This is a genomic window from Leifsonia sp. NPDC077715 (assembly GCF_040686855.1).
GTDB lineage: Bacteria > Actinomycetota > Actinomycetes > Actinomycetales > Microbacteriaceae > Leifsonia.
The window spans coordinates 682,127-704,987 of the sequence record NZ_JBFBOG010000003.1; the positions used below are offsets into that span (position 1 = coordinate 682,127).

General features: G+C 70.8%; 24 protein-coding genes and 2 tRNA genes. 13 read left to right on the forward strand and 13 right to left on the reverse strand.

Features of this window, described 5'->3' with window-relative positions:
* Positions 1-136 precede the first annotated feature (136 nt).
* Both AB0P25_RS17145 and AB0P25_RS17150 read left to right on the forward strand, forming a co-directional pair.
* Positions 137-4,054 (forward strand): Pls/PosA family non-ribosomal peptide synthetase, encoded by a 3,918-nt coding sequence (locus tag AB0P25_RS17145; RefSeq protein WP_363809340.1) that lies wholly within the window; start codon positions 137-139, stop codon positions 4,052-4,054.
* A complete protein-coding gene (locus tag AB0P25_RS17150; protein WP_363808967.1) occupies positions 4,051-5,355 on the forward strand; it encodes a M1 family metallopeptidase in 1,305 nt (434 codons plus the stop codon). The genes AB0P25_RS17145 and AB0P25_RS17150 overlap by 4 nt, the downstream gene beginning before the upstream one ends.
* Before the next feature lie 6 nt (positions 5,356-5,361).
* On the opposite strand, the gene AB0P25_RS17155 is transcribed toward AB0P25_RS17150, so the two are convergent.
* Both AB0P25_RS17155 and AB0P25_RS17160 read right to left on the reverse strand, forming a co-directional pair.
* Complete coding sequence (locus AB0P25_RS17155) at positions 5,362-5,928, reverse strand: 4'-phosphopantetheinyl transferase superfamily protein (RefSeq protein ID WP_363808968.1); 567 nt, start codon at positions 5,926-5,928, stop codon at positions 5,362-5,364.
* Positions 5,929-6,086: 158 nt separating this feature from the next.
* Positions 6,087-6,680 carry a hypothetical protein gene (locus AB0P25_RS17160; protein ID WP_363808969.1) on the reverse strand — a complete coding sequence of 198 codons (594 nt, stop codon included), beginning with the start codon at positions 6,678-6,680 and terminating at the stop codon, positions 6,087-6,089.
* Positions 6,681-6,874: 194 nt separating this feature from the next.
* On the opposite strand from AB0P25_RS17160, the gene AB0P25_RS17165 reads away from it, so the two are divergent.
* Positions 6,875-7,216 carry a LuxR C-terminal-related transcriptional regulator gene (locus AB0P25_RS17165; RefSeq protein WP_363808970.1) on the forward strand — a complete coding sequence of 114 codons (342 nt, stop codon included), beginning with the start codon at positions 6,875-6,877 and terminating at the stop codon, positions 7,214-7,216.
* A 6-nt stretch (positions 7,217-7,222) separates the two neighbouring features.
* Here AB0P25_RS17165 and AB0P25_RS17170 read toward each other — a convergent pair whose 3' ends face one another.
* Positions 7,223-7,819 carry an LON peptidase substrate-binding domain-containing protein gene (locus tag AB0P25_RS17170; protein WP_363808971.1) on the reverse strand — a complete coding sequence of 199 codons (597 nt, stop codon included), beginning with the start codon at positions 7,817-7,819 and terminating at the stop codon, positions 7,223-7,225.
* A gap of 80 nt (positions 7,820-7,899) precedes the next feature.
* Between AB0P25_RS17170 and AB0P25_RS17175 the strand changes: the two genes are divergently transcribed.
* Positions 7,900-8,352 carry a DUF427 domain-containing protein gene (locus AB0P25_RS17175; protein WP_363808972.1) on the forward strand — a complete coding sequence of 151 codons (453 nt, stop codon included), beginning with the start codon at positions 7,900-7,902 and terminating at the stop codon, positions 8,350-8,352.
* 55 nt (positions 8,353-8,407) lie between these two features.
* Here the strand turns inward: AB0P25_RS17175 and AB0P25_RS17180 are convergent, their stop codons facing one another.
* Positions 8,408-10,729, reverse strand: a complete 2,322-nt coding sequence (locus AB0P25_RS17180) for a SpaA isopeptide-forming pilin-related protein (RefSeq protein WP_363808974.1) — start codon at positions 10,727-10,729, stop codon at positions 8,408-8,410.
* A gap of 396 nt (positions 10,730-11,125) precedes the next feature.
* Positions 11,126-11,875 (reverse strand): DUF4241 domain-containing protein, encoded by a 750-nt coding sequence (locus AB0P25_RS17185; protein ID WP_363808976.1) that lies wholly within the window; start codon positions 11,873-11,875, stop codon positions 11,126-11,128.
* A 451-nt stretch (positions 11,876-12,326) separates the two neighbouring features.
* On the opposite strand from AB0P25_RS17185, the gene AB0P25_RS17190 reads away from it, so the two are divergent.
* From AB0P25_RS17190 to AB0P25_RS17210, 5 genes are all read left to right on the forward strand, one after another.
* Complete coding sequence (locus AB0P25_RS17190) at positions 12,327-12,518, forward strand: hypothetical protein (RefSeq protein WP_363808977.1); 192 nt, start codon at positions 12,327-12,329, stop codon at positions 12,516-12,518.
* A complete protein-coding gene (locus AB0P25_RS17195; RefSeq protein ID WP_363808978.1) occupies positions 12,515-12,703 on the forward strand; it encodes a hypothetical protein in 189 nt (62 codons plus the stop codon). Before AB0P25_RS17190 ends, AB0P25_RS17195 begins: the two co-directional genes overlap by 4 nt.
* Positions 12,704-12,885: 182 nt before the next feature.
* Entirely contained in the window at positions 12,886-13,392 is a 507-nt protein-coding gene (locus AB0P25_RS17200; RefSeq protein WP_363808979.1) for a hypothetical protein, read from the forward strand.
* A gap of 3 nt (positions 13,393-13,395) precedes the next feature.
* Positions 13,396-13,617, forward strand: coding sequence for a LuxR C-terminal-related transcriptional regulator (locus AB0P25_RS17205; RefSeq protein WP_363808980.1), 222 nt, complete (start codon positions 13,396-13,398; stop codon positions 13,615-13,617).
* A 542-nt stretch (positions 13,618-14,159) separates the two neighbouring features.
* Positions 14,160-14,393 carry a hypothetical protein gene (locus tag AB0P25_RS17210; RefSeq protein WP_363808981.1) on the forward strand — a complete coding sequence of 78 codons (234 nt, stop codon included), beginning with the start codon at positions 14,160-14,162 and terminating at the stop codon, positions 14,391-14,393.
* 76 nt (positions 14,394-14,469) lie between these two features.
* On the opposite strand, the gene AB0P25_RS17215 is transcribed toward AB0P25_RS17210, so the two are convergent.
* The 4 genes from AB0P25_RS17215 to AB0P25_RS17230 all read right to left on the reverse strand — a co-directional run bounded on the left by AB0P25_RS17215 (position 14,470) and on the right by AB0P25_RS17230 (position 17,362).
* Positions 14,470-14,841 (reverse strand): hypothetical protein, encoded by a 372-nt coding sequence (locus tag AB0P25_RS17215; protein WP_363808982.1) that lies wholly within the window; start codon positions 14,839-14,841, stop codon positions 14,470-14,472.
* Between the two features lie 119 nt (positions 14,842-14,960).
* Positions 14,961-15,034, reverse strand: a tRNA-Ile gene (locus AB0P25_RS17220).
* A 16-nt stretch (positions 15,035-15,050) separates the two neighbouring features.
* A complete protein-coding gene (locus AB0P25_RS17225; protein WP_363808984.1) occupies positions 15,051-16,304 on the reverse strand; it encodes a glycosyltransferase in 1,254 nt (417 codons plus the stop codon).
* A 92-nt stretch (positions 16,305-16,396) separates the two neighbouring features.
* Entirely contained in the window at positions 16,397-17,362 is a 966-nt protein-coding gene (locus AB0P25_RS17230) for a multidrug DMT transporter permease (RefSeq protein WP_363808985.1), read from the reverse strand.
* A gap of 41 nt (positions 17,363-17,403) precedes the next feature.
* Between AB0P25_RS17230 and def the strand changes: the two genes are divergently transcribed.
* The gene (gene def / locus AB0P25_RS17235) at positions 17,404-17,970 is read left to right on the forward strand and encodes a peptide deformylase (protein WP_363808987.1); all 567 of its coding nucleotides are present in this window, start codon (positions 17,404-17,406) and stop codon (positions 17,968-17,970) included.
* A 12-nt stretch (positions 17,971-17,982) separates the two neighbouring features.
* Here def and AB0P25_RS17240 read toward each other — a convergent pair whose 3' ends face one another.
* Together AB0P25_RS17240 and AB0P25_RS17245 are read right to left on the reverse strand one after the other, a co-directional pair.
* On the reverse strand, positions 17,983-18,858 hold the full coding sequence (locus AB0P25_RS17240; RefSeq protein WP_363808989.1) for an ATP-binding protein: 876 nt from the start codon (positions 18,856-18,858) through the stop codon (positions 17,983-17,985).
* Positions 18,859-18,938: 80 nt separating this feature from the next.
* Positions 18,939-19,262, reverse strand: coding sequence for an SHOCT domain-containing protein (locus tag AB0P25_RS17245; protein ID WP_064109040.1), 324 nt, complete (start codon positions 19,260-19,262; stop codon positions 18,939-18,941).
* 172 nt (positions 19,263-19,434) lie between these two features.
* Between AB0P25_RS17245 and AB0P25_RS17250 the strand changes: the two genes are divergently transcribed.
* The 3 genes from AB0P25_RS17250 (at position 19,435) to AB0P25_RS17260 (ending at position 21,644) form a co-directional block, all read left to right on the forward strand.
* Positions 19,435-19,638: a hypothetical protein gene (locus tag AB0P25_RS17250; protein WP_363808990.1), complete on the forward strand. Its 204-nt coding sequence runs from the start codon at positions 19,435-19,437 to the stop codon at positions 19,636-19,638.
* Between the two features lie 105 nt (positions 19,639-19,743).
* Complete coding sequence (locus tag AB0P25_RS17255; protein WP_363808992.1) at positions 19,744-20,985, forward strand: sensor histidine kinase; 1,242 nt, start codon at positions 19,744-19,746, stop codon at positions 20,983-20,985.
* A complete protein-coding gene (locus AB0P25_RS17260) occupies positions 20,982-21,644 on the forward strand; it encodes a response regulator transcription factor (protein WP_363808994.1) in 663 nt (220 codons plus the stop codon). Before AB0P25_RS17255 ends, AB0P25_RS17260 begins: the two co-directional genes overlap by 4 nt.
* 48 nt (positions 21,645-21,692) lie before the next feature.
* On the opposite strand, the gene AB0P25_RS17265 is transcribed toward AB0P25_RS17260, so the two are convergent.
* Positions 21,693-21,765 (reverse strand) — tRNA-Asn (locus AB0P25_RS17265).
* Between the two features lie 79 nt (positions 21,766-21,844).
* Positions 21,845-22,858: a D-isomer specific 2-hydroxyacid dehydrogenase family protein gene (locus AB0P25_RS17270; RefSeq protein ID WP_363808995.1), complete on the reverse strand. Its 1,014-nt coding sequence runs from the start codon at positions 22,856-22,858 to the stop codon at positions 21,845-21,847.
* Positions 22,859-22,861 lie beyond the last annotated feature (3 nt).

Here is a 22,861-nt window from a genome sequence, read left to right on the forward strand (position 1 = left end):
AGCGCATCCGGACGCCGTCGTTCACCGACGCTTAACCCGCCGCCCGTAGCGTGCCGCCGTGCCCGACAGCCCCGCTCGCACCACCCGAACCGCCCGACCGGCCGACGTTCCGGCCGCGTCGCCGACGCCCGGCCTGATGCTGCGCGGCGATCAGGCGCCGCCGCCGCGCACGCTGATCGACATCCTCACCGAGTCCGCCCGTCGCTTCCCGGACGCCTCCGCGCTCGAGGACGCCGCGGGAGCGCTGAGCTACCGCGAATTGCTCGCCCGCGTCCAGGCGGGCGCCGCGATGCTGCGGGAGAACGGCATCCGGCGCGGCGACCGGGTCGGCGTGCGGATGAGCTCCGGGTCGCGCGACCTGTACCTGGCCATCCTGAGCGTGCTGGCGGCCGGTGCGGCCTACGTGCCCGTGGACGCCGACGACCCCGAGGAGCGCGCCGAACTGGTCTTCGGCGAGGCCGGCGTGCGCGGCGTCCTCACCGATGCGGGGCTGCAGCTGGCCGGCGAGCCGGGTGCGCGTCCGGTGTTCGCCGCGGAGGCGCCGCATCCCAGCACCGCCGCCGTTCCGGTCATCGAGCCGCCGACGCCGGAGGACGACGCCTGGATCATCTTCACCTCCGGCTCGACGGGCACGCCGAAGGGCGTCGCGGTCCGCCACCGGTCGGCGGCCGCGTTCGTGGACGCCGAGGCGCGCCTCTTCCTCCAAGAGGAGCCGATCGGGCCCCAGGACCGCGTGCTGGCGGGGCTGTCGGTCGCCTTCGACGCGTCGTGCGAGGAGATGTGGCTGGCGTGGGGCCACGGCGCCTGCCTGGTCCCCGCTCCACGGTCGCTGGTGCGCACCGGGATGGATCTGGGGCCGTGGCTGTCCGCCCGCCGCATCACCGTGGTCTCCACCGTCCCGACGCTCGCCGCCCTCTGGCCCGTGGATGCGCTCGACAACGTCCGCCTGCTGATCTTCGGGGGTGAGGCGTGCCCGCCCGAGCTGGTGACCCGCCTCGCCCTGCCGGGTCGCGAGGTCTGGAACACGTACGGCCCGACCGAGGCGACCGTCGTGGCGTGCGCTGCCCCCCTGGTGCCCGGGGAGCCCGTACGGATCGGCCTCCCGCTCGACGGCTGGGATCTCGCGGTCGTGGATGCGGAGGGGCATCCGGTCGCGGACGGCGTCGGCGGCGAGCTCGTGATCGGCGGCGTCGGCCTCGCCCGCTACCTCGACCCGGAGAAGGACGCCGAGAAGTACGCACCCATGCCGACGCTCGGCTGGCAGCGCGCCTACCGCAGCGGGGACCTCGTCCGCTTCGACCCGGAGGGACTGTTCTACCTGGGCCGCGCCGACGACCAGGTGAAGCTGGGCGGCCGACGCATCGAGCTGGGCGAGGTGGAGGCGGCGCTCCAGCAGCTGCCCGGCGTCTCCGGCGCCGCTGCGGCCGTGCGCCGATCCGCGGCCGGCAACGACGTCCTGGTCGGCTACCTCGCCGTCCCCGACCCGGACGCGTTCGACCGCACCGCGTCGCTCGCGCACCTGCGCGAGACCCTGCCCGCGGCGCTCGTACCGCTGCTCGCGGTCGTCGACGAGCTGCCGGTCCGCACCTCGGGCAAGGTCGACAAGGCGGCCCTCCCCTGGCCGCTGGAGGACGCCGACGCGGACGGCGCGGGAGCCGCGAGCGACGATCCGGTGGCGCAGGCGCTCGCCGCGGACTGGCGCAGCGTCCTCGGGCTCCCCGTCTCGAGCCCCGACGACAACTTCTTCGACCTGGGCGGCGGCTCGTTGGCCGCGGCCCAACTGGTGTCGCTCATCCGGCAGCGGCATCCCGACATTACGGTCGCCGACATCTACGCGACCCCGCGCTTCGGGGCGATGGCGCAGGCGCTCGCGGAGAGCTCGCCGTCGTCGTCCGCGGGCTCGACCCACGTCGTGCCGCCGACGCCGTTCCGGATGCGCGCGCTGCAGACGGTGCTGGGCGTCCCGCTGTTCATCCTGGGCGGGATCCGGTGGCTGCTCTACCTTGTGACGGCGTCGCTCCTGCTCCGTCCGCTCGGCGGGTTCGACGTGCTGCCCGCGGTCGACCCGGTCTGGCTGGTCATCGGCCTGATCGTCTTCGTGACGCCGTGGGGCAGGATGGCCATCTCGGTCGTCGCCGCCCGGCTGCTGCTGCTGGGGGTGAAGGCGGGCGACCACCCGCGTGGCGGCGGAGTGCACCTGCGTCTCTGGCTGGCGGAGCAGGTCGCCCATCAGGTCGGCGCGGCCAGTCTGGCCGGGGCCCCGTGGATCCTGTACTACGCCCGCGCGCTCGGCGCGACGATCGACCGCGGAGTCGATTTGCACACGCTCCCGCCGGTGACCGGGATGCTGCGCATCGGTGCGGGCGCCTCGATCGAACCCGAGGTGGACCTGGCCGGGTACTGGATCGACGGCGACGTCGTCCGCATCGGCGAGATCCGCATCGGCGCGGGCAGCTCGGTCGGCGCTCGGAGCTCGCTGATGCCCGGCACCAAGATCGGCCGGAACGCGACCGTCGCACCGGGATCCGCGGTGTTCGGGCGCGTACCGGCGGGCCAGAACTGGTCCGGCTCCCCCGCCGTCCGGGTCGGCCGCGCCCACGACTGGTGGCCGCAGGAGCGCCCCGAACGACGGACCCGCTGGGTCGCCGCCTACGCGCTCGCCTCGGTCGTCGTGTCGCTCGTGCCCGTGCTGGCGCTGGCCGTGGGCGCAGCCGTGGTGGCCGTGTTCGTGCGCGGCGCCGCGAACTGGGGCGACGTCGTCGCACGCGCTGCGGCCGGGCTGGTCCCGGGGACGCTCGCCGCCGGCGTCGTGCTCGCCGCGCTGGTCGTCGTCTTCGTCCGCCTGCTCGGCGTCGGGATGCGCGAGGGCGTCTACGCGGTCCGCAGCCGAGTCGGCTGGCAGGCCTGGTCGACCGAGCGCCTGCTGGATCTCGCGCGCACCATCCTGTTCCCGCTGTACTCGAGCCTGTTCACGCCGGTCTGGCTGCGGATGCTCGGAGCGCGGGTCGGCCGCGACGTCGAGGCGTCCACGGTGCTGCTCCTCCCCCGGATGACGCGCATCCGCGACGGCGCGTTCCTCGCCGACGACACGCTGGTCGCGTCGTACGAGCTGGGCGGCGGGTACGTCCGGATCGCCAACGTCGACATCGGTGCGCGCGCGTTCCTCGGCAACTCCGGAATGGCGGGGGCCGGGAACAGGGTGCCGCGCGACGGCCTCGTCGCCGTGCTGTCGTTCGCCCCGCGCAAGGCGAAGGCGGGATCCTCGTGGCTCGGCTCTCCCCCGGTGAGGCTGCGGCGGCAGGCTCAGGATGCGGACCTCTCCCGCACCTTCGAGCCGTCGCTCGGTCTGCGCGTCGCCCGCACCGCGTGGGAGCTGCTGCGCATCATCCCGGTCTTCGTCACCTGCGCCATCGGGCTCGGCGTCGTCATCGCGCTCGGCGCCATCCACTCGTCGTGGGGTCTCGGCTGGGCGATCGTGCTCGGCGGGCCGGTGCTCATGCTGGCCGGCGCCGTCGCCGCCGCGGTGAGCACCGCGGCCAAGTGGATGCTGCTCGGGCGGCTGCGCGCGGGCGAGCACCCCCTGTGGTCGTCCTTCATCTGGCGCAGCGAGGTGTCGGACACGTTCACCGAGATGGTCGCCGCGCCCTGGTTCGCCTGGGCGGCGGCAGGAACCCCGGCACTGGTGTGGTGGCTGCGCAGCCTCGGCGCCCGGATCGGCTCCGGCGTGTGGATCGACAGCTACTGGCTCCCGGAGGCCGACCTGGTCACGCTCGGCGACGCATCCACCGTCAATCGGGGCTGCGTGGTGCAGACGCACCTGTTCCATGATCGAATCATGAGCATGGACCAGGTCACCATCGAGCGCGGCGGAACGCTCGGCCCGCACAGCGTCATCCTGCCCGCCGCCGACATCGGCCGGGAGGCGACGGTCGGGCCGGCGTCGCTCGTGATGCGCGGCGAGACCGTCCCGGCCGGCAGCCGGTGGAGCGGCAACCCGATCGGTCCGTGGCGCGAGGTCGTCGTTCGCGAGTACCGGGCGCGGGTCGGCGGATGACGGACGCCGCGCCGCACAGCTACCTCCCCCGTTCGGGCACCGACGACTATGCGGTGCTTCACTACGACCTGGACCTGAACTACCGGGTGGCGACGAACCGGCTCGACGCTACTGCCGTCATCCGCGCCCGCGCCGCGGTGGACCTCGCCGCCGTCGTGCTCGACCTGGTGCACCTGAAGGCGAAGCGGGTCCGCTTCGACGGGAACAAGCGCGTGCGGTTCAGCCAGAACGCGACGCACCTTCGGATCACTCCCCCCGCGGTGCTGCCGGCGGGAACGGAGTTCACGGTCGAGGTCGCGTACGACGGCTCTCCGGCCCCGCGGCGTACGCGATGGGGGACGCTCGGCTGGGAGGAGCTGACCGACGGCGCGATCGTCGCCGCGCAGCCCTCCGGCGCGCCGACCTGGTTCCCCTGCAACGACCGGCCGTCCGACAAGGCCGCATACCGCATCCGGGTCGCCACCGAGCAGGCGTACACCGTGGTCGCCACGGGAGAGCCGACCGCCCACAGCGTGAGCGGCGGGCGCGGCACCTGGACGTTCGATCGTCCCGAGCCGACCGCCACCTACCTCGCAGCGGTGCAGATCGGCCGGTACACCCTGGAGCGCCGGCACACGGACGGCGTGGACTGGGCGGTCGCCTATCCCCCGGCCCTCGCCCGCCAGGTCCTGCACGACTTCGAGCCGGTCGGCCGGATGCTGGAGGTGTTCCAGCGACGGTTCGGGCCGTATCCGTTCCCGTCCTACACGGTCGTCGTGACCGAGGATCCGCTGGAGATCCCCCTGGAGTCGCAGGCGATGGCGACGTTCGGGTCTGCGCACGCCGACGGCCGGGGCGGCTCGGAGCGGCTGATCGCCCACGAGCTCGCCCACCAGTGGTTCGGCAACAGCGTGGGCCTCGCCTCCTGGCGCGATATCTGGCTGAACGAGGGCTTCGCCTGCTACGCCGAGTGGCTGTGGTCGGAGGCGTCCGGAGGGCTGTCGGCAGCCACCCACGCCCGCGCGCACCACGCCCGGCTCCGGCTCGCGCCGAAGGACCTCCTCCTCGGCGACCCCGGCCCGGACGACATGTTCGACGACCGCGTCTACAAGCGCGGCGCCTGCCTCCTCCACGCGCTGCGCAACCGGATCGGCGACGAGCGCTTCTTCGAGCTGCTGCACGCGTGGACGCGGAACCACCGGTTCGGGACGGTCACCAGCGCCGACTTCGAGGCGCTGGCCGGGGCCTTCTCGGACGAGCCCCTGCACGCGTTCTTCGACGCGTGGCTGCGCGAGACGAGGCTGCCCTCCCTGTCGGGGTGACCCGGGCTAGCGCTGCTCGGCGAGCATGACGACGAATCCCGGTGCGCGCAGGGAGCGGAGGCGGTAGCGCGCGCCGTCGAGTGCGGCGTTCCCGTGGCGGAGCCGGACGGCGTCGGGCGCGACGCGCAGTCCGCGTCCGTCGGCCTTGAGCACGGCCTCGATCGCGGTCCATCGGCGCAGGGGGTCTCCGCGGCCGGGCGCGAGGGCGTCGATGGCCGCGCGTCGCTCCGTGGGGGTGTCGGCACGCTCTGAGTCGATACCGACGGGGCGATCCGAGGCGGCTGCGAAAGCGTTTCCGCCGGCATGAGCGAGCGCAAGATGGAGGGTGCGGGAGGCGCCCTGCGCGGTCGGTCGTCCGTGGGAGAGGCCGCAGTCGCGGCAGCGGGCGTCGATCAGGATGCCAGGCTCACCGGCGCGTGCGGCTGCCGCGAGCAGGGCGGCGCGCCCGGCGAGGAAACGGCGGCGTGCGGTGTCGCCGCGAAGACCGTCGAGCCGGGCGCGGTCGCCGTCGGACAGGCGGGACAGGATGTCGCCCAGGTCGGCCGCGTACGGAAGCACGACGAAGGCAGGCATCGCATCCTCCGTTCGCCGTGGCCGACGGAGTGATGCTACCCGGGGTTCATTCGTCGGCGCTGACGACCATCGCCGCGCACATGCGCGAGTCGCCGGACAGCCGTCAAGCCGGCTGCCGGCGACTCGCCGTCAGGGTAAGCGGGCGTTCTGGGGTGGGATCAGCGGGCGGTGCCGCTTCCGTCGTCGAACCGCGGCGCCTCGTGGCGCGGCGCGTGGCGCGCGGTGTCGTCCACGGGGGCCGCGGTGTCGTTCGCGGGGACGGTTCCCGCAGGTGCGGCGGTTCCCGCAGGCGCGGCGGTTCCCGCCGGTGCGGCGGTTCCCGCCGGTGCGGCGGTTCCGGCCGGTGCGGCGGGCGCAGCGTCGCGCTCGTCGACGTCGCCGCGCGTTCCGTCGTCCACACGGTTGCCATGGCGGTCGGTCTTCACGTCGGGGTCGACACGGTCCGCCTTGCGCAGGGCCTCGTCCGACTCCGCGCGCGCCCTCTCCGCCGCCGCCTGGCGTTCGGCCGACTCCGCCTTCAGGCGCTCGGCGTCGACCTCCGCCTGCTTGGCGTCCGCGGCGGCACGGGCGGCCTTCGCCTCCCGCTCACGCGCGTCCAACTGCGTCTGTGCAGCCGACTGCCGCATCTCCTCGGCGCGGCGCCGGTCGGCCTCGCGCTTGCGGTTGCGGCCGACCGTCGCGGCGATGACGGCGATCACGATGACGACGACCACCACGACGACGATCAGGATGATCCATCCGGTTGTGTTCATGCCGGGTCACGGTACTCCGGAGCACGGAAATAGCTAGGGGATTGAAGGATCAGGGCCTTCCGCTCTCTCGCCCCACGAACCGCGGGTCAGCGCTAGGGGCAGGACCGCGTACGCCAGCACGAAATGGGCAGTTGTGCGGATGGCAGGAAGGACCGAGAACGGCTCACCATCACCGGTGATGGGAGGTGATCATCATGTTGCTCAGACTCACCGCCGCGGCTGTCGCTGCCTGCTTCTGCCTCAGCCCCACACCCCTGCCGGAGCAGATCCCCGTCGCACCCGACGCGTTCAACACGCCGATACGCGATGTCACGACGTCGGACGCTGTTCCGCAGCGCTGCCTGACGGCGATCACCGGGCGAGAGCGAGCGATCCTGTCGGCCCTCGCGCAGGGATGGAGGGCGTCGAGAATCGCCTACGAGCTTTGCATCAGCGAAGGAACCGTCCGGAAGCACATCGAGCACGCGTATCGGAAGCTCGGCGTCAACGACCGTGTCCTCGCTGCGCAAAGGGCGGTCGAGCTGAACCTGGTCTAGTCCGTCTCATCCCGCGGACCACAGCTCCTCGGCCTCCAGGGTCAGGTCGATCATCTGCCGGAGCAGACCGCCCATCGACGTCGACCTCAGCAGGGCATACCTGTCGTACTCGCCCAGTGGGGCTACCGCCGCCAGTTGCCACACGGCCGCGACGGGATCCTCCGACAGCTCGATGTCAGCATCCGAGTAGGACTCGGCGACGCGGGCGATCACGCGGCGGATGACCGCTTCGGCCTCGGCCCGCAGCGGGGCGAGCGCCTCGGACCACTCCAGGTCCGGCAGCATGGAGATCTCGGCCCGGGGATACGGGTCCTCATCGACCCACCGTTCGACCGTGAACCGCCGGGTCCCCACGCCGACGATGAGCAGGTCCTCGGCGCGCGCGGTCGCGCCGACGAGACGCGCCATCGTGCCGATCGACGCGCGCTGGTCCCCACCGCCGGCCTCGGATCCGCGCTCGATCAGGACGACGCCGAACTCCGGTTCTTCCTCGTCGAGCAGTCGTCCGACCATGGTGAGATACCGCGGCTCGAACACCCGCAGCGGGATGGGGACGAAGGGGAACAGCACGGACCCGAGCGGGAACATCGGTGAGGCGGCCATACTCCAGTGAAGCATCGCCGACGTAGAGTGAACAGGTGCCCCGACCGCGTCCCGAGCTCCCAGCACCGGGACAGGAGTCCGTGTGGGACTACCCGAGGCCGCCGCGCATCGAGCGCGTCTCGGCGCCTGTCACGATCCGTCTCGGCGGGCAGCTCATAGTCGAGACCCGGGACGTCGTCCGGGTGCTCGAGACCAGCCATCCGCCGGTCTATTACTTGCCTATCGCGGACTTCGCGGCCGGCGCGCTGGCCGCCGCCGACGGCTCGTCGTTCTGCGAGTTCAAGGGCACCGCTCGCTATCTCGACGTGCGGGGTGGAGGCGAGGTACGGCCCGCGAGCGCGTGGAACTACCCGCACCCCTCGCCCGGGTATGAACTGCTTCGAGACCGCGTCGCTGTCTACGCGCAGCACATGGACGAGTGCACGGTCGACGGCGAAGTCGTCACGCCCCAGCCCGGAGGCTTCTACGGCGGCTGGATAACCCGTGCCATCGTCGGACCTTTCAAGGGTGTGCCCGGGTCAGCGGGCTGGTGACGTCCACGTCGTCCAGAGCTTCGTGAGGAGTCTCGCGCCACCGCGCGCAGCCTTCTCACGACAGCCGCCTCCGGTTCAGAACGTGCACCGCCCCGAGCAGGGCCGCCAGCCCGGCGACGAGGCCGCCCGCAATCGTGTACGCGTCCGCTCCCACGCCCCCGGTCAAGGGGAGGATGGGCGCCGGCATCTGCTCGTTGACGACGGGGTCCAGTGTGGCCACGGTGCCGCCGGCGATCGTCACCATGATGGGAGTCGTGGCGAGCTGGAAGCCGACGGGTGCACGCGTTTCAGTCAACAGGTATTGTCCCGGGCGCAGCCCGGAGAGTCGGAGTTGACCGCTTAGAGAGTCCACGTCCGGGCCCGCGCACGGCGCCTTGACGCAGTCGTCGACCACCGCCTCCGCGCCGCTCCCGTCCGCCGGTGCGAACTTCCACACGGACCCGGCCAGGAGGTTGTGGTTCGGCGTCGCATCGACCTTCCGCCACACCACGTCGCCGGCAACGACGGTGACCGTCACGGTGCATCGCTTGTCGGTGGAACCGGTGGCGCAGTTGCCCCCGCCGCTGGATGTGACGACGGTGTTGACCATCGAGCGGTCGCCCTTCACAGGGCTGTTGACCGTCACGGAGTAGGTGATCGTGACGGTCTCGCCCGCGCGTAGCGGGCCGGACCAGGAGAGCACCGTGCCGGTCAGCGTGGCGCCGCCGGTCACGTCCCGGTTGTACGTGGCATCATCCAGCACTTTGGAGAGGTCATCGGTGAACGTGGCAGGCGAGCCTGCCGGGTAGTCGCTGCGGCTAGGGTTCTTCACGGTCACGGTGTATCGCACCGTGTCGCCAGGAAGGGCGGACGCAGGCGACGCCGTCTTCACCGCCTCGTACCAACGCACGGGTGTCTGGGTGGTCGCGGTGCACTGGCTCGTGCACGACGGGCCACCGGTCACGGTGTTGACCAGATTTCCGTCGCCCGCGCCGGGCTGTTTGACCGTCACCGAGTACGTGATCGTCGCCTTGGCGCCGACGGCGAGCGCTCCCGACCAGGAGAGCGTCGTCCCGGCGATCGTGGCCCCGCCCGTGACGTCTCCGTTGTAGGTGGCATCATCCAGCACCCCGGAGAGGTTGTCGGTGAATGTCGCCGCGTCCGCACTTGTGAACGCCGTGCGACCCGCGTTGGTCACCACGACGGAGTAGGTGACCTTCTGCCCCGCAGCCACGATCGCCGGAGGCGCAGGATTCACGGATTTCGCTACCGTGAACGTCTTCGATGAGTTCGTGACCGTGCACAGGTAGGACTGGGGAGTGCCGGTCGGAATCGTGACGCTCCACGTCGGATACGCGCCGGTGATGGTCGGTGGTTTCGACGCGTCCGTGCGGTTCGTGCATGTCAGGACGCCCTTGTACTGCTTGGCGGTGGACGTCGACCCGGCGGCGAGCGTGTCGCTTATCGTGTACGTGCCCGGCTCGGCGTAGCCGTTGGCGGTCGCACTGAGACCCGTTCCCGTCGTGGTCGCGGTCGCGATCGTCAGCTTGGATGAGCTCACGGCGGAGACGGTGAACTGGTCGGCGGCGGCGACGCGTCCTACGTTCACCGTCTTGGTGAGCGTGAATGGTGAGGCCGTCGGGCACAGCGACGTGGAGCGGGCCTGTGCCAACAAGCCTTCCGCGTCGACAGTGCTCCCCACCTGCACCAGGATCTCGTTCCTGCCGGTCACGAAACCGGTGAGGACGGCACTGACCTGCTGGCCCGCCTGGAACCCGAATCGGTCGTACGGCTTCGTCTGGGTCTGTGCCTTCAGATTCGAGTTCACCCACACCCCGCGCACGGTGTTGTCGGCGTACCAGTCCATCGACACACTGAACGCGGACGCGACCACCACCGGGTCGAGGGTGAAGGTGAACCGATAGTAGAAGTTCCCCCACGAGCCGGTCTGGTTCGAGCCGCCCGACGCCGGGGACACGTACCGGTTGGAGATCCACTGCGCGTTGCTGTACGGGCTGCTCACCCACTCGTTCTTCGACTTGCCCACGTATGCGCTGGCGTAGGTCGGGGTCCCCGGCAACGACGGCGCCAACGGACCCTGCGGCGCCGGACCTGTCCCCGGATTCAAGCCTGCTCCCCCGGTGCCGGCCGCGATCATCCACCGCTCGTCGACCGCCCCGTTGGCGCCGACGGCTCGTGTGCTCTGCACGTAGCCGGTGCTGAAGATGTTGGGGTCCGTGGCGCAGGTCACCGTCGGCACATCCGCCGCATGCGAATACCGCTCCGGCAGTGCACCGATCCCCAGTGCGACACCGAGCGCGGAACAGGCGACCACCGCGACCGCGGCCATCGCCCAGCGAAGCTTCCGTGTGCGGGCACTGCTCCGATCCATCATCATCCCCGTCTCCTCCGGCGGGGGCGCATCGCCCCTCACTGATGAGGACGTTGCTGAACGACGGAGACGACGCGATCGGTCCGGCTATAGATGCAATGGATGCGCGCGACGATGGGGAGCTGCGCAGTATCGACCAAACGGCGACGATCGGACAGCATCTCGCCATCTATCGTGCCGCTGGGGCCGTCCTTTTCCAAAGGACAGCGGACGGGTCCTTCGCGTCGTGCAGCGGTGGCGGCTGGTTGAAGGTGTCTCCTTCGGACGGCGCGGAGTTCGTGGTGCAGCTTTCGGGTTTCAGTGACCAACCTGGTGCCGGCGAGGTATCTCCGTGGGTACGGCAGACCAAGCAGGAGCGAGACGAGTCGTCGCGAACGCGCCGGCACGCAGGGGCCGCTCGGGTCATCGTCCGCCGAAGAGCCGGCGCAGCCATCCTTTCGACGGCTCCGGGGTGGGTGCTTCCGCAGAGACCGGCTTCGGTTCCGGCTCCTGGGCTTCCGGTTCACCGACGACGAGGAGTTCGATGTGGATCGCCGTGACCGTTCCTTCGGCGGAGACCGACTGCAGGAGCGGGTAGAAGCCGTCGCCCCAGCCGGAGTGGGAGAGCACGAGGTTCTCACCGTCGGTCGCCCGCGGAAGGACGATGTTCGCGGTGCCCGCCGGGTATGGAGTGTCGGAGTCCATCTGCGCGAACCACCCGTCGGCCCCGCCGGTGTCGAACACCTCCGAATACCAGTCCGTAACGTCGGCAGGCATGCATCGCGGGATCGCGTCCGCGTCGACGAACGCGACGGTACCCGCGTCAACCCCGACGCCCCAGAACCGCCCGTCACCCGGCCTACCGGATTCCTTCGGCGCCGCCTCGACCGAGGCCGGCTCGGCCCCGGAAAGCACCACGGAGAGGTATGCCTCCCGCATGTGCGATCCGTCCTGGGCCTGCGACACGTCAGCGACGGTCACGAACACCGGATACCGGCCCGGCGGGACAGGAACCACGACCTGGTCCTGCAGATACGCGAACGGATCGCACGCGCCGAGACGGCCCGATGCGACATTCAACTCACCGAGTTCGACGACGGAGAGTTCAACCCGACGCCCATCGGGAAGGGGTGCCAGCCCAGTCGAGAGGGCGTGAAGTTCGCTGAGGTCCACGCTTCATGATCGCGGTGCATGCACACGGGACGCCCACGACACGCTCAGGGCTGGTTTTGGACTGTGCAGACGGCTCCCCGCGGCGACCGGGTCCGCGGTCGCGATCTTGTTGGGCCCAGTGGTTCCAGAGCCCGAGAGTATTCTCGCCGCGTGAGCAAACCTCGGAAACGCCGGTGGTGGGTGTGGTGGCAGCGGCGGTAATCGCGATCATGGTGCTGAACGCCGTCGCCAGTTGGGCCAGCTACGTGTTCTACCGAATGCACCCCGAAGCGGAAAGCGCCGCCGGGCCCCGGAACACCCCGTGAGAGACCCACGCAGCGGGCGGCACGCCTTCGATGCGTCCGCGGTCACCGATGTTCAGGAGACGCCTCAGCTGCGGGAGGGTCATCGGGAGCAGCGGAACGGGGTCCTGGTGCTCGTGGTGTCAGCGGCCGCACTCGCGTTCGGTGTCGTGGCTGACATCATCAACCTCATCCCGGGGCTCACCGGTTGGCACACAGTTGTCACCGCCGCCATCGTCATTGGCGGCATCTGGACTATCCAGGGCGTCCGCATGATCCGCAACGGTCGCGCCACGGTACGCGACGAGCTCCGCCGGCAGGCGGAATCGCCGCAACCTGGCGCGGCGGTTGACGACCGATGACGGTGTGGCTCGTCGTGCTCGGCGTGGGTGCGGTCGCGTGCGGGCTCGCGCTCGGCACCGTCCTGCGCAGGCGTCGCCGAGCGAACCCGCAGGCATCTCGTTGGCGGCCTCTCGAGCGGATCATTTACGCGGTCCTTGCCGTCGTCTCGATCGTGGTCGGGTTGAAACTCCTCGGCGTCTGGTGAATACGACCCATGCAGGTCGAAGCTGGTCTCATCGTCGCCGGGGTGGCGCTCATCCTTGCCGCCGGCGTTCTCGCGTGGCGTCGGATCCGACGGTTACATCGAGATGAGGAAGACAGTGCATTCCGCGTCAGCCTTCCGCGGCAGTACCCTGTGCGGGTCACCGCACCTGGGAGGAACCCACCATGAGCGTTGACCCGACGGCCACTCTCACCCTGTACGCGCAACCCGGCGTCGCCCGCGCGGACTACGTTGCCGCGGCTTTGGACGCGCTGTCCGCAGCTTTCCCCGGCGAGTCCGTCGGCTGGAACAGCTTCAACGCGGTCACCGGTCAGGTTGAAATGACCGGCTCCCCACCCGAGGTGTTCGGTCCGGACGCTGCCACAGCCGCCGCCCTGGCGGCGGTCCGCGACCACCCCATGGTGATCAGTTACATGACGAATCAGGAGGGGACCGCGCCCCGACGCCTCAGCGACCTGCTCAGTCTTACCGAGCTGCACCTCACAGCGGCGTATCACGATCTCCTGCACCCGACCGGTTCCGAATACCAGTTCACCATCCTGACGAAACGATGGAGCCGGACGATGGCGGCATGCTGGACGTTCAACCGGACCCTCCACGACTTCACCGACAACGAGCTCGACCTCGCACAGCGCCTGCAGGGGATGCTGAGCCTGATCGAACGCACCTGAGCGGTGACGGCTGACCTTCCCGCCGATTCACCGCTGAGCCCGCGGGAAGCGCAAGCTCTGGCCCTGGTCGGTACCGGGCTCACCGCCCGGGCGATCGGTTACCGGCTCGGCATCTCCGAGAGCACCGTTCACAAACACCTCGAGCACGCCTACCGGAAGCTCGGGGTGACCGACAGAGTCCTCGCGGTCACCGCCGCCCGCCAGCTCCGAATCATCCCCAGCTGATCATTGGTCGGCGGCCGCCAACCGCGTCACCGCACCCGGCTCAGCAGAAGCGGCCGCGCCCCTGCACGGACGAACGGGTCGACGTGCATCCTTGGGCACCCCGCAGCCAGATGCGACCAGGCCCTCGCCGATGACAGACACCGAACCGGGAAAGCATCCGACAGCACCTCGTCATGAATCGTGGTCATCGTCAGTACGTCCGGCGCGACCGGCACCCGCTCAGGCAGCGGGGCCGGTGACAGGCAGAAGCACGTCGCCACAACAGTTGCCGTTACCCCCAACAGCATGATGATCACCTCCCATCGCCGCCCAGCATCAGGCTCCGCAACGCAGCCCGTCCACTCGCAGAACTGCCCACCCGAGGCACCCATTAGCAGTTCTGCCCATACCGGCCGCAGGTGAGGACCGTCACCATCGCGGGTGGAGGTGAACCGCATGTGTCAACCCGAAGCGATCGACCTCGACCGTGTCGCCGACCGCACACTCGTCGTCTTCCAGGAGACGGTCATCCCCGTCCCCGACTTCTCGAAAGCCATCAGCTCATGAACCAGAACACGAAACCCCGCGCTACCGCGGCGACCCTCGCCGTCCTCGCAGCGCTCACGCTCACCATCACGGTGCCCGCGACCGCCGACGCGAGAGTCCACGGCGCTCCGATTCAGATCGCGGAGGTCCACGGGGTCGTCGGCCCGGCCGAATCGCTCGTCGCTCCCGGTCAGCCGCCGACGCCCTGCACGCCCGGCCGGTACAAGTGCCCACTCGGGATGGGACTCTGACCGGCCGGTTGGGGGAAAGAACCCGGCATCGCCCAGGTCCCTCAGGCGGTGCCGGGTTCACACCGGGCAGAGGGCGTCACCGGAGGTCCCCGTCAGCGGTGATGTCCACCGCCACAGCCGGTTGCCCACAGGTTGCCCGGGACACCTGGAAGGTTCGCGTCCGCTCGGTGGCGACACCACGATCTGTCAGTTCCACGGTGACCTCGACCCGCTTCGGGACGATCCGCGCGTCCGGGAACACCACCCATTCGACGGTCCCACCCGCTACGTCCCGGCACCCGCCGCCAGCGCAGACAGACACAGCGGTGCCCGGATGCGCTCGGACGAACGCGGACGGGTCCACCGTGACCAGCGGTCCCACCGACACCGCCGCAGCGCATGTCCCCGGCCGGGCCGACACCTCCGCGGTCGCCACCAGCAGGACCACCGCGATAGCGGCGACCGTCACTGAGACCCCGACGACTGCTCTCCCCCGCACCACCGCACGGTAACACCCGGGCGGCCGGTGATAGCCGACCTGTGTCGAACGCAGACGTAGAGAGGGTCGGTTGACCAGCACTGTGATTGTAGGGCGGACGGGACTTGAACCCGTGACCGAGGAATTATGAGTTCCCTGCTCTGACCAGCTGAGCTACCGCCCCGAGCGGGCCGGCCCCGTCACTCCGGGGCGGGCACGCTGGAGGCCGCGTCCGTCACCGGGTCGGCCACCGGCTCACCACGATACAGGCTCTCGAAGGTGCTGATCGTGGTCTGGATGTCGTGCGCGGCGACGATGCGCAGCGACGCGCGCTTGAGCACGTCGAGCTCATCCTGCGGCAGGCGGAGGACGCTCTCCAGCTTGTCGGCGAGGTCCTGCGCGTCGCCCGGGCGGAACAGGTGCCCGTTCTCGCCGTCGTGCACCAGGTGCGGGAGCGCCATGGCGTTCGCGGCCACCACCGGCAGACCCGAGGCCATCGCCTCCATCGTCGCGATGGACTGCAGCTCGGCGATCGACGGCATCGCGAACACGGTCGCGCGCGTGTACGCCTGGCGCAGCTCCGCGTCGCTCACGTAGCCCAGGAACTCCACGCGGTCCGCGATCCCCAGCGTCTCGGCGAGCGTCTGGAGGTTCTTGAGCTGGTCGCCGCCGCCGACGATCTGCAGCTTCGCATCCAGATCGGCCGGGAGCAGTCTGATGGCGTTGAGGAGCACGTCGATGTGCTTCTCACCGGTGACCCGACCCACGAACAGGATGCGGTTCGCCGTGCGCGGGGTGAAGTCGGGGGTGTAGTTCTGCGCTTCGATACCGCACGAGATGGCGTGCACGCCGCGCAGGCCGGTGGCGTTCTCGAGGAAGTCCGCGGCCTTGCGGGTCGGCGTCGTGACGGCCTCGGCGCGGTCGAAGCTCTTGCGGGCGTCGCGCCACTCGATCGCGACGAGCGCCTTCTGGAGGAACTTCGGGATGACCGTGAACTCCATGATGTTCTCGGGCATCACGTGGTTGGTGGCGACGATCCGGATGCCGCGCTTCTGCGCCTCGTAGGCGAGCCCGCGCCCGACGACGATGTGCGACTGGAAGTGCACGACGTCCGGCCTCACCTCGTCGAGCACGCGGCGGGCGTTGGCCTTGCTCATCCACGGCAGGGCGAAGCGGAGCCAGTCGTGCGGGTACCAGCGCCAGCTGCGCAGGCGGTGGGCCGTCATCTTCTGGCCCTCGTGCTCCTCGATCCAGGTGCCGTGCTTGCGGCTGGCCGCCGGAGCGACGATGTGGACGTCGTGGCCGCGCTCGACGAGGCCTGCGGCGAGGCGTTCGGCGAAGCGGGCGGCTCCGTTGACGTCGGGGGCGAAGGTGTCGCAACCCATCACGATGGTCAGCGGCTTCTTGGCTGCCGGGGCGGGCGGGGTCTGATGCGGTCCGCTCGTATCAGGCACGTGGTTCGTTCCCTACGGTCGAAGTGTTCGGATGGCGAACGGGCACGGCGTTCGCTGTCCGGGCGGGAGGTGGGCCCGGTCGATTCAACGGCCTAGTCTAGGCGGGTTTCGCTGGCTACGTCTGTAATGCGGTCAGCGACCGGCGCGTCCGACGCCGACTGCGGGTGGTACTTCGCGAGCTGGAACACCCCCAGGATCGCGACCGCGCCGGTGATCGCGAAACCGACCATCGCCCACCACGGCGCGCCCGCCGCCTCGTTCAGGACGACGATGCCGATGGTGACCGCGACCAGCGGGTCGATCACGGTCAGACCCGCGATCACGAGGTCCGGCGGACCGGACGAGTACGCGTTCTGGACAAAGTAGGCGCCGAGGACGGCGGCCAGCAGCAGGGCGACGATGCAGGCGACCAGGAGCCAGTCCCACTCCTGGTTCGAGATGCGGTCGATGGCGACCTTCGCGAGGGTGGCGACGAACCCGTAGAGAACGCCGGCGCCGACGATGTACATGATCGCCTTGAACCGGTGCCGCAGGAACGCGAACAGCAGGCCGAAGGCGATCAGCACGATGGCCAGGATGATGAGGATGACGACCAGGGCACGGCTCGTGACCGGCAGATCCCGGGCGAACACCGCCGCCAGCAGCACGAACGCGCCGACGCCGCTGACGCACAGGGTCACCGCGATCACCGATTGATGGTTCAGCTTCACGCCGCTGACCCGGGCGTTCAGGATGCTCGTGATGACCAGTCCGACGACGCCGAGCGGCTGGACCAGGATGATCGGCGACAGCTTCAGGCTGACGAGCTGGAAGACGATGGCGAGGCCGAGCAGCAGCGTCCCGATGACCCAGGACGGGCGCGCGAGCAGCAGACCCAGTTGGCGCACGTTGAGGCCGCTCTCGGCATGGCCGGCGGTCGCCTCGACCTTCGCGACGCCGTGGTGCTGCAGCTGGGCTCCGACGGAGAGGAAGACGGCACCGACGAGCGCGACCGGGATGCCCAGGAGCTGGCTGGGCTGATACGACAGGTCGAACGCGTCCATCAGTTCCGTACCCACCTGACCGACCCTACCGGGAATGATCCGGATAGTCTTGCCGAATGGCCGTCCTCCCGATCCGGATCACCGGTGACCCCGTCCTGCACTCCCCCGCACGCCCCGTCGAGCAGATCGACGACGAACTGCGCGCCCTGGTGGCCGACATGTTCGAGACGATGGACGAGGCTCCCGGCGTCGGCCTGGCGGGTCCCCAGGTGGGCGTGCCGCTGCGCCTGTTCGTCTACGGCTGGACCGACGACGACGACGTCCGGCACCGCGGCGTCGCGATCAACCCGACTCTGTGGCTCAGCCCGCCGGCCGTCGGCGAACTGGATGAGGACACGGAGTCCGAGGGCTGTCTGTCGTTCCCGGGCGAGCGTTTCCCGCTCCGCCGGTCCGACCGCGCCATCCTGCAGGCGACCGACCTCGAGGGCAACGAGTACGAGGTCCGCGCCGAGGGCTGGCTGGCCCGCATCTTCCAGCACGAGTACGACCACCTCGACGGTGTGCTCTACGTGGACCGGCTGACGCATCCCTTCGGCAAGTCCGCTCAGAAGGTGCAGCGCAAGAACAGCTGGGGCGTCCCCGGGCTGAGCTGGCTGCCCGGACGCGACCATCTCGAGGACTGAGCCGGCGCGCCGCTAGCGGCGCAGGTCGACCCCGTGCACGCCGTTGTGGTGCCGTAGCGCCGGGAACACGACCGAGAGGGTGAAGCCGACCCCCGGCACGGTCCGTGCGTGCAGCGTTCCGCCGAACAGCGCGGCGCGGTCGCGCATCTCGATGATGCCCGCGCCCTCGTAGTGCTCCGTCAGCGCCCGGACGTCGTCGGCGATGGAGTAGGCGGTCGTCTGGTCGACGCCGTCGCGATCGAGCCCCAGACGCCTTGCCGCGGCTCGGATGCCGTCGTCTTCGACGCTGACCTGGAGCCCGTCGGAGGTCCAGGCGAAGGCGACGGAGGCGTTCGTGCCCGGTCCGCCATGCTTGAGCGCGTTCTCCAGGCTGGTCTGCAGGATGCGGAAGACGGCGAGCTCGGCGCCCTGGCGCAGCTCGAACCGCTCCCCCGTCTCGCTGAACGACACCGCGAGCCCCGCGTCGCGCAGCACCCGGAACAGGTCCCGTGCCGAGTGGAGGCTCGGCTGCGGGAGGGATGCGTCCTGCGCCTCGCGCGCGACCGCCTGCAGCCGGCGCAGGTCGGCCAGCGCATCCCGGGCCGAGGTCTCGAGCGCTCCGACCGACCGGACCGCCGCCGCGGGGTCCGCGTCGGCGGCGTACCGCACTCCTTCGGCCTGCGACACCAGCCGCGACACGGACTGGATGGCCACGTCGCCCAGGTCGCCGATGATCCGGAAGCGACCGGCCTGCTCGGCGAGGTCGAGCTCGCGGTCGATGCGGTCCCACTCGGACTCCTGGCGGGAGTCGCGCAGCCGGCGGTGGAGTGACCTCTCCCTCAGCCACAGCACGAGGAGGATAGCGGCGGCGACGACCGCGATCGCGGCGATCACTGCGGCGGCATCCATCCCGTGCTCCTTCCGGCCGCACGCTCGCGCGGCCCCGTCGATCGTACCGGGGCCGCGCGAGGGTCATCGCCCGCTGTGGATCAGGCGGTGCTGTCGCGGTTCGCGCGCAGCACCTCCAGCCGGGCGCGGTACTCCTGCTCGTCGATGTCGCCGTTCGCGTACCGCTGCGCGAGGGTCTGCTCGGCCGAGCGGGTCGCTCCGCGCGGACCCCAGGGTCCGTAGCCGCCGTACCCGCCGCGCTCCGCTGCCGCGCGCCGCCAGCGCCGGCCCAGGAGGCCGAACAGGAGCACGAAGACGAGGATCCAGAAGATCGGGATGAAGATCCACCACCAGCCGACGAACGGCGGTCCGTACGCGACGACGCAGGGCGCTGCGGCGACGGCGGTGGCCAGTGTGCTGAGCATGATGTGTCCAATCGGTGTGGTCCGCGCCTGTCGCGGACGTCACTGTCAGCCTCGTCGTGAAGCCGGTCTGCCGAATCCGCCGTCGGGAGCGATCCGCGGTACTCCGCGGGGAGCAGACGGCGGCGCGAAAGACCCCTGCCGGAAGGCGCCCTGGGCGACGTACGATGCGCGCATGGAGCACGAGGACGGACGCCACGACGACTCGGCGAACGAGGAGCCGGACGACGAGTTGAGCGAGTACGAGAACGACGACGCCGAGATCCGCGCGTCGGAGGAGCGGGAGGCCGGCCTGACGGCCTTCGGCGGGCCGGGCTTCGGGAGCCTGTTCGGCCACCACCGCGACGACGACGGCTTCAACGCGCAGAACAACCCGTGAGGTCGCCGGGCCCGCGCCGCGTACTCCCCGGGGAGTAGCCGCGCAGGCGCCGGGAGACGCCCAGCGGCGGATGTGAGCCCCAGGGTGCGTGATTAGCATGAGGGAATGCCCTGGACTCCGCCCGCCGATCGAGGCGAGGGCGCGCGCCCGCTGAGCGCGCACCCGGGTCCGGAGAGCTGGACACGGGGGCCGTGGTCGGATCGGACGCCGCCGCAGGGCGTCCGCTGGTTCGCCGCCGTGCTGGCGGCGCTGCTGCAGCTGCCCGCGATCGCGATCGCCGGGAGCAACGCTGCGGCCGACCCGCTGGCGCTCGGTTTCGCGCTGCTGGCGTTCGCCGCTTCCTTCGTTCTGCTGCTCGCCCGTCAGCATCCCGGAATCACGGTCGTGGTGATCGCCGCGCTCTGCGCCCCCGCGATCGCGATCACGACCGGGCCGCCGTTCTCGGTGGTGCCGCTGGCCTTCGCAGTGGTGAGCGCCGTCGTCCGTGGCGCCCGCGTGTGGGCGTGGTGGACGCTCGCCGGTTTCGCCGTCGTCGGGCCCGCTGCCGCATACCTGCTGCGGGGGAATCCGGCGGCCATGATCCGGCCGCTCATCGTCGCGCTCATCCTCTGCCTGCTGGTCGGCGTCGGCGAGGCGCTGCGCAACCGGGGCGAGCGCTACCGCGAGGTCGCGCGCGCCGTCGCCGCCCGGCGTGAGGCCGCCGCCGAGGCCGAGCGGCTGCGGATCGCCCGCGAACTCCACGACGTGCTGGCCCACTCGCTGTCGCAGATCAGCGTCCAGGCGGGCGTGGGGCTGCACCTGTTCGACTCGCGGCCCGAGAAGGCGCGCGAGAGCCTGGAGGCCATCAAGACGACGAGCGGCCAGGCGCTGGAGGAGGTGCGCGGCGTCCTCGGGTTCCTCCGCGGACCGGACGGCTACGCCGAACGCTCCCCCGAGCCCGACCTGGCGCGCATTCCGGTGCTGGTGGAGACGTACCAGCGCGCGGGACTGCGCATCGACTACACGAACGGGCTCACGTCCACACCGTCGGCCGCCGTGCAGCTGGCCCTGTACCGGATCGTGCAGGAATCGCTGACCAATATCGGACGTCACGCGCAGGCGTCGCGGGTGGGCATCCGGCTGGACGAGACGGACGGCTGGTACGTGCTGACGGTCCAGGACGACGGCCGCGGGCTCCCCGAGACGTCCGGGCCGGGTGTCGACGGCGGCGGCAAGGGGATGCTCGGGATGCGCGAGCGCGCCGAACTGCTCGGGGGCCGCTTCGAGATCCGCACGCCGGACGGCGGCGGCCTCCTCGTGGAGGCGCGCATCCCCGTCGCACCGGCGGCCGAGGGGGTCGAATCGTGATCCGCGTGCTGCTCGCCGACGACCAGCTGCTGGTCCGCGCCGGGTTCCGGGCGCTGCTGGAGTCGGAGGACGACGTCGAGGTGGTCGGCGAGGCCGGCACCGGGCGCGAGGCGGTCGAGCTCGTGCGGCGGACGCATCCCGACGTCGTGCTGATGGACATCCGGATGCCCGACGGCGACGGCCTGTGGGCCACCGAGGAGATCGTCGCCGACCCGCAGCTCGCCGGCACGCGGATCGTCATCGTGACGACGTTGGAGCTGGACGAGTACGTGGCGCAGGCGATCGTCGCGGGCGCGAGCGGCTTCCTGGTGAAGGACACGGAGCCCGTCGAGCTCATCCGCGCGGTGCGGGTGGTCGCCGCCGGCGACGCGCTGCTCTCCCCCGGCGTGACCCGCCGTCTCATCGAGCGCGTCTCGGGCGGCCTGCGCCCCGCACCCGACTCCGCCCGGCTGTCGCAGCTCACCGAGCGCGAGCGGGAGGTGCTGGCCCTGGTGGCGCACGGCCTCACGAACACCGAGATCGGCGAACGGCTGTACCTGAGCCCACTCACCGCGAAGACGCACGTCTCGCGGATCATGACGAAGCTGGACGCGCGCGACCGCGTCCACCTCGTGGTGCTCGCCTACGAGACCGGCCTGGTGCAGCCCGGCTGGCAGTAGCCGCGCGGACAAACGAAAAGGCCCCCACCCGAAGGTGAGGGCCAGACGCTCCCCGACTTGGACTCGAACCAAGAACCTGCCGGTTAACAGCCGGCTGCTCTGCCAATTGAGCTATCGAGGAATGCTTGATCAGCGAAGCTACTCTAGCAAGCTTCCCGGCCGCTCGTGAAATCGGCCGAGCGTCCCGGGTGCGTCGCCGCTCAGTAGCCAGCCGACGGGTCCACGACGCCCACGAAGCGGCCGTCGTCGAGGAACGCGCGCACGTTCAGCCGGATGCGTTCCGCCAGCAGCGGCGCCGTCATCTCGGGCGTGTCGGCCTGATGCGGCGTGATGATGACGTTCGGCTCCTCCCAGAGCGGGTGGCCGTCCGGCAGCGGCTCCGGATCGGTCACATCCAATCCCGCGCCCGCGATGGAGCCCGAACGCAGCGTGTCGAGCAGGGCGTCCGTGTCCACCAGGCCGCCTCGGGCGATGTTGACCAGGTACGCCGTGTCCTTCATCGCCGCGAACTCGCTCGCGCCGAACAGGTGCCGCGTGCCCTCGGTGAGCGCAGCCGCGACCACGACGAGATCGGCGGACGGCAGCACCTCCCCCAGCTGGGATGCGGTCACCGTGCGGACAGCGCCGGGCACCGGGGTCTGCGAGCGGCGGACGATCGTCACCCGGGCGCCGAACGGCTCCAGCAACCGCATGAGTTCGAGCGCGATCCCGCCCGCGCCGACGATCACCACGTCGAGCCCGTACAGCGAGCGTCCCTCCGGCTCGGTCGCCCACGACCGCGCCCGCACCCGCTTCGGGATGACGCGCAGCAGCGCGAGGCTCAGCACGAGCGCGTGCTCGGCCACCGGCTGCGCGTAGGCGCCCTTCGCGCTGGTCCACACGAGCCCCGGCCGGTCCTCCGACGCCAGGATGCCGGCGAACGCATCCACGCCGGCGAACGGGAGCTGCACCCAGCCGATGGCCGGGTGCGCCTCCAGCACCGCGGGGAAGGCGGCGGCGTCCTTGTTCGACAGCCACACGACCCCGCGGGTGCGCTCGGACAGCGGCTCGACGGTGCCGCCGGCCGCCTCCACCGCGTCCACGAACTGCTGCTCGGGCTCCGGGAGCACGGCGATCGGCCCGGGCTCGGGGCGGCTGTCCGCGGGAAGGGCGGTCACCTCGTCCGCCATGACCGCGCGGTGCCGCGCGGTGCTCGTGGTCTCGTCCGTGCTCATGCC